This is a genomic window from Pseudalkalibacillus decolorationis, assembly GCF_024609785.1.
Classification (GTDB): Bacteria; Bacillota; Bacilli; order Bacillales; family Fictibacillaceae; genus Pseudalkalibacillus; species Pseudalkalibacillus decolorationis.
Genome location: NZ_JANHJQ010000053.1, coordinates 2,913 through 14,654 on the forward strand (window position 1 = coordinate 2,913; position 11,742 = coordinate 14,654).

The window sequence follows — 11,742 nt, forward strand, 5'->3', positions numbered from 1 at the left end:
TGATAGATACACTGAATAATCAGTGCATCTATATTATAGAGGGTGGTTCTCCTCCCGAGAAGCTGGTTCTATTCGTCCGAGACAATGGTTCAAAATGTCCGAGAAGTTGGTTCTATTCGAGTGAAATATTCACCCCATACCGTGAAGAGAAAATTTTGAAACTTGCAGAGCTTGCCGGCATTAAAGGTAGTGATAATCAAGATACGATCAGTAACTTTATTCAAGCGATTGTAGATCTGCAGAAGAAAATCGAGTTACCAACGACGCTTAAAGAAGTGAATGTACCGATTGATTTGCTTTCGGAGCTTGCCAACAGTTCGGAAGGCATGGAACGGCTCCAAAGCAATTCTCCGAAGCGCTTAACTCAAGAAGAGATACTGGCGGTCTTCAAGCGAGCTATGAATGGTGAATTCGTGAACAAAGGGGTGACACTATGAGCACCGTCACAAATGTCATCAATTTGGACAAAATAGCTCCAATCTTCATTGATTCAAAATGGACTGTTACTGAGACAACATACACATTAACGTTTCCGTATACTGGCGAAGCGATAACGGAAGTTAGTTTAGCGACAAGAAAAGAGGCTGAAAAGGCTGTGCAGTCTGCTGTTTCAGCTAAGAAAGACGTGGCCGAGTTGCCATTATGGAAGCGAGCGGCGATTTTAAATAAAGCGGCAGAGTTAGTATCACAGCGTCAGGAAGAACTGGCAACATTAATTGTTTATGAAACAGGAAAAACGCTGCGTGATGCGAAAGGGGAAGTTAATAGGGCAGTTTCAACGCTACGCTTTTCGGCAGAAGCAGCCCGTTCATTACACGGTGACATGATTCCGATTGATGCAATGGAGGGCGGTGAAGGTAGGATTTCTTATACGATACGAGAACCTATTGGTGTTGTAGCCGCGATAACCGGTTTTAACTTTCCGTTGTTACTTGCTGCCCATAAATTAGGGCCAGCAATTGCAGGTGGAAATCCTGTTATCTTAAAACCTGCTCCACAGACACCATTATCCAGCCTGGAACTTGCCAAAATTTTTGAGCAATCTGGGCTGCCTCAAAATGGACTTCAGGTATTAACTGGAGATGCAGAGGTAGGTGAGTATTTAGTCGTTCACCCAGAGACAGCACTTATCACTTTCACAGGGAGCTCAAAGGTTGGGAAGCAAATTAGGCAAATAGCAGGCTATAAAAAAGTATTATTGGAATTAGGTTCAAACGCTGCAACGGTCATTGACTGCGGTGCGAATCTGGATTTGGCGGTAGAGCGTTGCGTGATGGGCAGTATGAGTTCGGTTGGCCAGTCTTGTATTTCTGTTCAACGTGTTTTTGTCCACGAAACACTATATGAAGAATTTATCGATCGTGTAAAAGATGTAGTCACAGGGCTTAAAACAGGTGATCCTTTTTCGGAAAATACTGATGTTCCATCGTTAATTTCATTAGAAGCAAGTGAACGTATTTCTGACTGGATTCAGGAAGCAGTTGAATCAGGAGCCCGTCTACTTGCAGGAGGTAATCTAAAGGACCGTATCTTGGAACCAACCTTGTTAGCTGATGTCAAACCGGATATGAAAGTAAGCTGTGAGGAAATTTTTGGTCCTGTTATTACTGTGGCACCTTTTATATCATTTGTAGATGCCGTGAATGAGGTAAACAATTCGAAGTATGGCCTACAAGCAGGTGTTTTCACTAACAATATGAGTCATGCATTTTATTCGATCAAACATATTCAAGCTGGCGGTGTCCAAATTAATGAGGTGTCCAACTTCCGTGCAGATCATATGCCATATGGGGGTGTCAAAGATAGCGGTATGGGAAAAGAAGGCCCGAAATATGCTCTTGATGAAATGACGGTTCCTAAACTTGTCGGATTCCGGATGATCTAATGTCTTAGAAGCTTTTAATCTAGTAGTAAAAAGCAATAAACTAGGGAGGTGTCTACTTTGAAGGAAAAAGCATTAAACGGCTTGAAAGTCTTGGAAATGGGGTCGCTGATTGCGGGTCCATTTGCCGGTAGGTTGTTCGCAGATTTTGGAGCAGAAGTGATTAAAGTCGAGAGCGCCGACAAGGGGGATCCACTTCGAACGTGGCGAATTGTTGAAAACGGCACAAGTTTATGGTGGTATGTGCAATCTCGTAATAAAAAGTCCTTGACACTTGATTTAAGGAAACCTGAAGGGCAAGAGATCATCCGTCAGCTGGCGAGAGAGGTAGATATCATTATCGAAAACTTCCGCCCTGGTACATTAGAAAAATGGGGAATTGGCTACGACCAATTAAAAGAGATCAATCCAGGAATCATATTAGTTCGTGTATCTGGTTATGGTCAAAATGGTCCTTATCGTGACAAGCCAGGATTTGGATCGATTGGCGAGGCGATGGGCGGGCTCCGTTATTTAACAGGAAACCCCGATCAACCGCCAACTAGGGTCGGTGTGAGCATCGGGGATTCAATTGCTGCCCTTTATGCGGTAATAGGTTCGTTTATGGCTGTGTACCATCGTGATGTGAAGGGAACGGGGGAAGGTCAATACATCGATGTCGCCCTTTACGAAGCTATTTTCAGCTTAATGGAAAGTATGCTTCCCGAGTATGATCATGCGGAAGTCATTAGGAAAAGAACGGGTAGTGTCCTGCCAGGAATTACACCCTCGAACACATATCTTTGCAAGGATGACAAGTTTGTCGTCATAGGTGCTAACGGCGATTCGATTTTTAAACGATTGATGATTGCAATCGGTTACCCGGAATACGCTGAGGACCTTCGATTTCAAAGCAACGCTACTCGCTCGGAACATGCTGAGTTTCTGGATGAAACCATTGAAAACTGGACGAAAAGCCTTCACATTGATGAAGTTTTGAAAAAATTAGACGAGGCTAAGGTTCCAGGTGGTCGGATTTATTCGATTTCGGATATAACTGTCGATCCTCACTATCTAGCACGAGAAATGATCCGTGAGATAGATGTTGATCAACTCGGGAAATTGAAAATGCCAGGAATTATTCCAAAATTAAGTAAAACACCAGGTGAAATTGAGTGGGCTGGACCAAAGCTAGGTCAGCATAACATAGATGTCTTAAAATATACTCTCAACCTTTCAGATGATGAAATCGAAAAACTGAAAAGTAATGGAGTGGTTTAAATGGCATGTTTGGCACATTATTAAAAAGGAGTGAGTAAAGCATGGATCTTGTAATTCTTATTACTGTCGTTATTTATTTTCTGATCATGCTGCTGGTTGGCTTTTGGGCAAATAGGCGCACCAAGTCATCAAAGGATTTTTTAGTTGCCGGACAATCACTTGGATTTTTTGTCATGGCGATTGCAACCTTTTCTTCTATCCAAAGCGGATGGGGGATGTTTGGAACAACGGGAACGGTTTACGGTTGGGGCATTCAAGCCGTTATTGCTACAGGGATTATTACACCGATCGGCTTTTTCCTTTCATGGACTTTGTTAGGAACGAAACTACGTCGAATTGCTCAATACCACGAGGTTTATTCCGTACCGGATATCATAAGAGTTCGTTATGGCAGCCGTGCAGCTCATATCACCATGTCAGTAGCAATGTTCATCGGTTCAATTGGTTACATGACTTCACAAATTACGGCGATGGGTTTTATCATGTCGCTGTTATTCGATACGTCGTTTATCACTGGTGCCTGGATCGGCTCAATAATCGTGGCTATTTACACAATTGCCGGAGGTATGCTTGCGGCGGTTTGGACTGACTTAATTCAGGGTGTGTTAATGGTTGGTATGTCACTAGCAGTATTCATTGTCGCAACAGCTAATGCCGGTGGCTGGGGAGGCATGCTCAACAGCATAGCAGCTGAAAATCCTGAGTTTACGTCCCTTATGGGTATCATGCCAATCACATGGATATTCAGCGCAGCGATTATGATTATCTTTGGTTCCGCGGGTCAGCCGCAGCTCATTACTAAGTTTCTCATGTTGCGAGATGAAAAGGAATTACGTTGGGGGGCATTGACTGCAAGTGTCGCATACGCGATCACTACCCTGTTTAGTATTGGTGTTGGGTTAGCTGTCCGAGCTCTAGTCATCGAAGGATCCGTTCCTGCCCTCGACAATATTGATAACGTGACAACTCAGTTTTTAGGGTCCGAGGATCTGATCAATCCAGTACTTGGTGGATTAGCGCTAACAGCATTGCTTGCTGCAATTATGTCGAGTGCCAGCAGTTTCATTACGATAGGTGCTTCGTCAATCATGCGTGATTTAGCTTCGGCGTTCAACATTCAAGTGAAGCGTGACCTATTGTGGGGACGTATCTATTCTGCTGTAATTGTTCTTCTTTCGTTACTTTTTGGACTGTATCTCGATCAAATTATCTATTTGTTAGGGGCAATCGGATGGTCGGCTTTCGGTGCAGCGACGTTCGGTCCAATTGTGTTAGGAATCTATTGGAAAAGAGCAACAGGTATAGCTACGACGATTTCAATCATTCTCGGTTTAGTCTTTAACTTAGTTGCAACAATTTTAACGGCAAACGGTATAATTACGGTTCCTGAGTATTTCCATATAGGCGGAATCACCTTGATTGCCGGCATGCTGATTTTCATCGTCCTTTCTTATGTCACAAGTTCTGCAGATGATCAAGAAAAGTTTGAAAATATGTATCTTGATAACCATTTAAAACATAAAACGGAGGTGGCAGTAGGTGAAGTCAAATAGAGTTGATAAAATCATCATGGCTTGTGGATTTTTGCTCCTTCTAATGTTAGTCGGGATGACTTTTAACATTTGGCCACTCGTCTTTTTCACGATTCCTCTGCTGACGATTGTATTATTAGCTCTTGGAGCACTTAATAAAGAAAACGAATGGGGCCCGCTCGTTCCGTGGATCATTGGTTTTGGCATCGTCTTCACCGCACTGTTTATATGGGCCGGGATCGGAATGACTAGTCAGGAAACGACATTTGGCGGTTTTTCGTTGGGAGCGGGCGTGATCATTTATTTCATTTGGCCATTTATCACATTTGTGCTTGGATTGCTTTACGCCATGATGTTCAAACGGTGGCTGAAATGGGATATAAAACGTGATTAATTCAAAGCGATAAATAGGAATGAGGTGGAAAGGTGAACGAGCAAATCTGTTTTTATCGTCAGATGCTTAGAATTCGTCAGTTTGAACAGAAGGCAATTTCCCTTTTCGAAAAAGGGGAATTGCCAGGATTTCTTCATTCTTGTATTGGGCAGGAGGCCGTTGCGGTCGGTGTCTGTTCAGCCCTTGAAAAGAAAGATTACTTGTTTACCACGCACAGAGGGCATGGTCATGTACTGGCAAAAGGTATGGATATGAAACGGATGGTTTCCGAATTATATGCCAAGTCAACAGGCTCAAATAGGGGTAAAGGAGGGTCCATGCATATCATGGATGTTTCTGTTGGAGTTCTTGGAGCAAATGGTGTTGTAGGTGCGGGTATTCCAATGGCATCAGGAACAGCCCTTTCTTCCAAAATGAAAAAGGATGGCCGTGTGACCGTAGCCTTTTTTGGTGATGGTGCCTCGAATACAGGTGCATTTCATGAAGGCATTAATTTAGCTGCTGTTTGGGGCTTGCCAACTATCTTCCTCTGTGAAAACAACAAGTTTTCCGAGTCAACATCAGTTAAAAATCATCAGAGGGTTGAGAGGATTTCCGAGCGAGCTAAAGCCTTTGGAATACCTGGCATTCATGTCGATGGCATGGATGTCGAAGCAGTAGCAAAAGCAGCTGCTAACTCGGTAGTACGTGCCCGAAACGGTGAAGGCCCTACTTTAATTGAGGCTGATACGTATAGATTTTTGGGCCACTATCTAGGTGATCAAGTCGAGTATCGAAATGAAGATGAACATGCTGAATGGGTATTGAAAGATCCGATTGTGCAAATTGAGAAGCACCTGGAACAAGCAGGTCTCCTTAATGAAGAATTAAAAAAGAATCTTATCCAAGAAATTGATGCTGAGATTGATAACGCTGTCGATTATGCTGTGAATAGTGCAGATCCGCATCCAAATGAAGCTATGGATCATATTTTTGTTTAGAGAGGAGGATGAACAAAAGTGAGGACGATAAGATATCGGGATGCGCTACGCGAAGCAATTCGTGAAGAAATGACCCGGGATACCAGCGTGTTCATCATGGGTGAGGACATTGAAGATCCATTTGGCGGTTCCTACAAAGTAACAAAGGGGCTCTCTACAGAGTTTGGAAAAGAAAGGGTACGTAATACACCAATCTCTGAACTGGCGATTGCAGGTGCGGCACTTGGCGCTGCAATTACAGGCATGCGACCAATTGCTGAAATCATGTATTTGGATTTTACGACACTAAGCATTGATCAAATTGTAAACCAGGCTGCAAAAATCCGCTATATGTCCGGTGGTCAGGTTCAAGTTCCGCTAGTTATCCGGACCCAAGAAGGCTCTGGAAATTCGTCAGGAGCTCAACACGGACAATGCCTAGAAGCATGGTATGCGCATATACCAGGGTTAAAGGTCGTTATGCCGGCAACGCCAGCTGATGCCAAAGGGCTTTTGAAAGCATCCATACGTGAAGATAATCCTGTTGTTTTTATCGAGAATAAGATGCTTTACAACATAAAAGGTGAAGTGAGCGATAAGGATGAAGTCTTGGGGATTGGAAAGGCGAACATCATTCGGGAAGGGCAGGATGTGACAATCGTTTCGTATTCCAGAATGGTACACGAGTCTATTAAAGCAGCCGATTCATTACTTGAGGAAGGCATATCTGCTGAAATAATAGATTTACGGACAATAGCCCCCCTTGATATCGATACGATTTTGCGATCAGTCGCTAAAACCCACCGGTTAGTAATTGCACACGAAGCGGTTGTCAATGGTGGAATAGGGGGCGAAGTTGCTGCAAGGGTTATTAAAGAAGGTTTCGATGAGCTTGACGCCCCTATTGAACGTGTCGGCTCAAAGGCGTCTCCACTTCCTTTTTCACCACTTTTGGAGAAGGAGATTGTTTGTGATTTCAATGATATCGTGACAGCTGTCCAATCTATCATTCCAAATGCCAAGGAAGTGACAATATGACTACACCAGTCATCATTCAAAAGATGGGGCAACAGATGGAAAGTGGAACAATAACGGAATGGTTCGTTAACGATGGTGAACAAGTCATTATGGATGATCCTCTATTTTCAATGGAAACAGATAAACTGGAAGTGGAAGTAACAGCACCTGCAAGTGGACATATCAAGGTACTGCATGCTGAGAAAGTAGAGGAGTTACCAGTAGGGGAAGTTGTAGCTTATATTTATGATGAAGAGGAAAGTGAAGAGGAGACGCATCAAGTTAATCAGGTAGCTGTAACATCGGGGGAAGAAAGTAAACCCATTAAAAACGAAAATACATCTATAACTAAGGAAATTGTAACGGGCGCTAGTAAGGTGAATTCTCCTGAGCGAAGGATTATAGCTTCACCCTATGCGCGAAAGCTAGCTCGGCAATATCAGCTAGATTTGTCGGAAATGAATGGAAGCGCGTCTAATGGGCGAATCATCGCGCAAGACATCCTTGCTTTTATTGAAAAACAAGAAAAAAAGAAAAAATCTTCGGTCTCTGTGTCTGACCAAGCAGCCTCCAAGGATGTAAATGATGGAACTAACGCATTCCCATTGTCTCCTATGCGTAAAGCGATCACAAAAACGGTGGAACAAAGTGCCCGTACAATAGTACCAGTCACCATCACAAAATCCGTCCAAGTTGATAAGCTTGTTAGCCTTCGAGAGGAATTAAAGGAAGAGGGTTACGCAATCTCTCCGAATGATTTTATCATTTATGCGGTTTCAAGGTCATTGAAGAAATTTATGACGTTCAACTCGGTTTTTTCTCAAGATCAGGTCAGACAGTATCAGGATATTCATATCGGGTTTGCGGTTGCAGTTGATGACGGTTTGATGATTCCTGTGATTCGTCATGCTGACAAAAAGTCACTGAGTGAAATAGCTGATGGCCGAAAATGGTTGGTAGAAGGTGTACGAGATCAGAAGCTTACAAATGAATACTTTGAAGGTGGAACTTTTTCGATTAGTAGCCTCGGAAACTACGATATAGACTCCTTTTCACCAGTCGTGTATCCTACGCAGGCAGCTATTCTTGGAATTGGATCCATTCAAAAGCAGCCAGTTGTTAACAAAAACGGAAATTTAGAAGTTGGACATGTGCTATCGCTTTCACTCGTATTTGACCACCGGGTTAACGATGGAAAACCTGGCGCTGAATTATTGAATGATATCGGCAGTAAATTGGAGAACCCGATTAAATTAATTATTTAACTTTTTAGGTACACTTAGATATGGTTAGGAGGAATTGGAAATTGTGAATACGTTAAAAAGTGGAAAAATCGATTTGTCAGGACAGGTTGCCATTGTGACTGGGGCATCACGGGGAATCGGAAAAGCCGTAGCCATATCTCTTGCCCGTGAAGGGGCAGAAGTAATTGCAAGTGACATCCTACCCGTTGACGATACGATTGAAAGTATTCGTACACTAGGCAGTAAAGCAATTGGTGTTACCTGTGATATCACCAACCAAGAAGAGGTCGACAATATGGTTGGACTCGCAGAAAAAGAGTTCGGCAAAATTGATATACTAGTTACTTGTGCTGGCTTGTGTGAGAGAACGAGTAGTGATGATATCTCACATATGGAATGGGATAAAGTCATGGATGTTAATTTAAAGGGAACTTTTCTTTGCTGTCAAGCTGTCTATCCAAAAATGAAAGCAAACAATTACGGTAAGATCGTTACGATAGGCTCAATCGCTGGCAAAGTTGGAGGCGTCATCTCAGGGCCCCATTATGTAGCTTCTAAAGGTGGAGTCCATGCCATGGTTAAGTGGTTTGCAAAAGATGGAGCTACTCATAATGTGTTTGTAAACTCTGTAGCACCTGGACCGGTTTATACAGATATGACATCGGGTTTCCCTTACAGTGACAGCATGGCACCGTTACAACGATTAGGTGAGCCGGAAGACATTGCTGAAGCTGTATTGTTTCTATCATCACAAGCATCTAACTGGATAACTGGTATAACACTGGATGTTAACGGCGGTATGCTGATGTCTTGATTATAAAGCGTTCTTTCACGGGAATTAAACGCGGGAGGACGCTTTTAACTATTGAATCCTTTTTATATGAGGTTAGTCGAAAATAAGTTACTATTTTAATAGGTACAATCCATACGGGGAAAACGCCTCATATCCTTTGAAGTCTTTCATTTTAATGGTGAGTTGATATACCTGATGATTTTCTATTTAATGGGAAGGAAAGCCTTGTGGCTAAAGGTGCGTTAACAAAAAATGGATGTTGGAGTGTAACACACATTTCGTATGTGAATATTAAAAATTAATAATTATACGTAAAAGGATTTCCTTTCTCGGTTGTTGAAAAGTTAAGAGAAGACAACGTTTCATCAGGAGGATATCAATCAATGATCAAATTCTTACACTCGATGGAAAGTCCATCCTAATTACTTTCTAAACTTTGTGATAAGGTCCAGCTTGAAGGATTCATATTAATAAACAAGTACCCTGGGATGAAGTCCGTTGCGGCCTATCACCCGGAATACGAATAAAAGCGATGATCCTCAATATACTATGCCAAGTGGTGGAGTAGCCATAACTAAGAGAACAATAACTTTTGATGTAGGAAATGTATGTGCTCTGATAGATCTTAAAAAATAGTAGTGGTAAAAAATATTTCCTCTTTCCTACACCGGTCTTCAATCAAAAAAAGGAGGTATTCTTTGAATCGATTTAAAATTCTATTATCTTTGCTATTTAAAATAGTTCCGTTAAGGATAGTTGGAAATAAAATCATTGATTCACTATTATCGATTTTAATGTCCTCTGTTTTTGTATATCTAGCAGGATATTTATTTTTATGGGGGTACTATTTTGGCGGAATTGAAGACCGTTCTTTGCTTACGGTTGCAGTGAACTTTATCCCTATTAATCGAGGGAGTTCGATTGCAATCGGGCTATTTTATTTACTGTCAATCCTTATAGCAGGTTTATTTGTTCTTTCAATATTTAAAGAAAAAATTTCTGTTTTAACTGTTTTCTCAATGTTTATTTCTTTAATATTTGCACATATTGGAACAGTACTATTTTTCTTTGGTGAAGTCACCTTTTCTTTATTTGTAAAAATGCTTACCATCTGGGTCTTTCCTGTGACTATCGTTATTGTTATAGGAATGTTTTATGTAGGTGGTAAATATCCTGTTAAAGCTACTCTGTCTATGTTATATCTTATTATTCTATATATGAATTTAGTCATTCTAAATGAAAAATTGCAATCCGGCGTCTTATCACAATTTTTAATACCAGAACTTTTTACCCTTCTAATTTTCATTGCTATACCATTATTAATCGTAACCTTTAAAAAGGTAAAAAAGGGTATTTATTTATTCATAATAAAGTTCATTGTTTACTTAACTTCGATAGTACCATTATCTATTCTTATTCCACTAGCTTTTTTCAGAAATAAGTATATAGTAGTAATTGGTTCTGCTCTAATTATAACGATATTATCAATCATTTTAATAGAGAAAATAGTTAAGTATGAATCAAAAAGGAAAATTTTCACAAATACAAAAGGTCAGAATAACATTAAACCTCTTTCTAAAAATCCATATGTTTCATTTCTATTTCTGTTTACCATCGGTTTCGCAGCCCTTTCTTTCACCCCAAATTTCCTAATTGACGGTGGAGATTATTTTTATCAGATGATAAATGCGGATAATTATCAAGAAATTACATACATTTGGGACAAGAAAAAAGTCACAGTAGAAGGAATGATTGTTTCTTATAGTGATAACACATATTACATATCAACTAAAGAACAAAAACTGCTGATGATTAACAGTAAAGATATTAAGATGGAAACAAAATGAATATGTTTGTTGTTTTCCAATCTTATAAACAATAAATCCATATATCTAAACATTCCAGCATAGGAAACCATTATTTATCATTCTTATAACCGAGGGAATCGCCTGCAGCAAACATTAGCGATCCTCGTCATGAATTAGGAAAGCTTAACAAGGCGTATTCATATATTTGTTGCACAGTCGCGCCATTTAATATTCCAAGTTTAAAAGATAAATTCACCCAAGGAATGGAAATTGCTGCATTGAAGGAAAAATATAGCGGTCGATTACGCTATGTTTTTGTAAAGGAAATAGCAGAAGAATGAAATAGAGATTGGACAGAAATAGCCACGGCTCGAATGGACAACATGGCCGGTCAGCAAGCTCTTCTCGCGGAAGGTTGGCGAGGATTCCAAATGGAAAACCGCGAAGGCGAGATTGGGTTTATTTTGGTAAAAAAGCGAAGTGATAAAGGTTTTTAGTATTAACCTTCGAAATGCCTGGTTTCCTAAGAGGAATCAGGCGTTTTTTGGTTTTAAACAAACATTTCATCAAGATGTGATGTGGAATAGAATGCCTTAATCAGTATGGACAAAAAGAAAAAACCGGGGTGACACATTTTGAACTGTACCCTTAAAAAAAGACAGTTTAATAAAAGTCCTAAGCAGCTAAGAGGTGAACTGTACCCTTAAAAAAAGACAGTTTAATAAAAGTCCTAAGCAGCTAAGAGGTGACCTCGGAATTGTTCCGGGGTCATCTTTTCTAATCCCCATTGATACCTGGAGGAATTGTAGTAATCCATGTAATCGTCTACTTTCTTACGTAATTCCTCTACAGT

Annotated in this window: 11 protein-coding genes; 10 read left to right on the plus strand and 1 reads right to left on the minus strand. The window is 40.8% G+C overall.

Features of this window, described 5'->3' with window-relative positions; genetic code table 11:
* The first annotated feature begins 152 nt into the window (after positions 1 to 152).
* From NON16_RS24840 to NON16_RS24885, 10 genes are all read left to right on the plus strand, one after another.
* Positions 153 to 437: a hypothetical protein gene (locus tag NON16_RS24840; protein ID WP_486660018.1), complete on the plus strand. Its 285-nt coding sequence runs from the start codon at positions 153 to 155 to the stop codon at positions 435 to 437.
* Positions 434 to 1,885, plus strand: a complete 1,452-nt coding sequence (locus NON16_RS24845; protein ID WP_257352273.1) for an aldehyde dehydrogenase family protein — start codon at positions 434 to 436, stop codon at positions 1,883 to 1,885. The genes NON16_RS24840 and NON16_RS24845 overlap by 4 nt, the downstream gene beginning before the upstream one ends.
* 57 nt (positions 1,886 to 1,942) lie before the next feature.
* Entirely contained in the window at positions 1,943 to 3,142 is a 1,200-nt protein-coding gene (locus NON16_RS24850; RefSeq protein WP_257352274.1) for a CaiB/BaiF CoA transferase family protein, read from the plus strand.
* A 41-nt stretch (positions 3,143 to 3,183) separates the two neighbouring features.
* A complete protein-coding gene (locus NON16_RS24855) occupies positions 3,184 to 4,695 on the plus strand; it encodes a sodium:solute symporter family transporter (protein WP_257352276.1) in 1,512 nt (503 codons plus the stop codon).
* Positions 4,682 to 5,068 carry a hypothetical protein gene (locus NON16_RS24860; RefSeq protein WP_257352279.1) on the plus strand — a complete coding sequence of 129 codons (387 nt, stop codon included), beginning with the start codon at positions 4,682 to 4,684 and terminating at the stop codon, positions 5,066 to 5,068. The genes NON16_RS24855 and NON16_RS24860 overlap by 14 nt, the downstream gene beginning before the upstream one ends.
* Positions 5,069 to 5,100: 32 nt before the next feature.
* The gene (locus NON16_RS24865; RefSeq protein ID WP_308216655.1) at positions 5,101 to 6,048 is read left to right on the plus strand and encodes a thiamine pyrophosphate-dependent dehydrogenase E1 component subunit alpha; all 948 of its coding nucleotides are present in this window, start codon (positions 5,101 to 5,103) and stop codon (positions 6,046 to 6,048) included.
* A gap of 18 nt (positions 6,049 to 6,066) precedes the next feature.
* Positions 6,067 to 7,065, plus strand: a complete 999-nt coding sequence (locus NON16_RS24870; RefSeq protein WP_257352282.1) for an alpha-ketoacid dehydrogenase subunit beta — start codon at positions 6,067 to 6,069, stop codon at positions 7,063 to 7,065.
* On the plus strand, positions 7,062 to 8,309 hold the full coding sequence (locus NON16_RS24875; RefSeq protein WP_257352284.1) for a dihydrolipoamide acetyltransferase family protein: 1,248 nt from the start codon (positions 7,062 to 7,064) through the stop codon (positions 8,307 to 8,309). Before NON16_RS24870 ends, NON16_RS24875 begins: the two co-directional genes overlap by 4 nt.
* 43 nt (positions 8,310 to 8,352) lie before the next feature.
* Positions 8,353 to 9,102, plus strand: coding sequence for an SDR family NAD(P)-dependent oxidoreductase (locus tag NON16_RS24880; protein WP_257352285.1), 750 nt, complete (start codon positions 8,353 to 8,355; stop codon positions 9,100 to 9,102).
* 677 nt (positions 9,103 to 9,779) lie between these two features.
* Positions 9,780 to 10,928, plus strand: a complete 1,149-nt coding sequence (locus NON16_RS24885; RefSeq protein ID WP_257352287.1) for a hypothetical protein — start codon at positions 9,780 to 9,782, stop codon at positions 10,926 to 10,928.
* Positions 10,929 to 11,619: 691 nt separating this feature from the next.
* On the opposite strand, the gene NON16_RS24895 is transcribed toward NON16_RS24885, so the two are convergent.
* A partial coding sequence (locus NON16_RS24895) for an IS3 family transposase (protein WP_257348545.1) occupies positions 11,620 to 11,742 on the minus strand: 123 nt, incomplete at its 5' end.

What these genes read in the sequence shown, in the direction of transcription:
- NON16_RS24845 (WP_257352273.1), top strand. Translation starts at nt 434, where the DNA reads ATGAGCACCGTCACAAATGTCATCAATTTGGACAAAATAGCTCCAATC.
- NON16_RS24855 (WP_257352276.1), top strand. Translation starts at nt 3,184, where the DNA reads ATGGATCTTGTAATTCTTATTACTGTCGTTATTTATTTTCTGATCATG.
- NON16_RS24875 (WP_257352284.1), top strand. Translation starts at nt 7,062, where the DNA reads ATGACTACACCAGTCATCATTCAAAAGATGGGGCAACAGATGGAAAGT.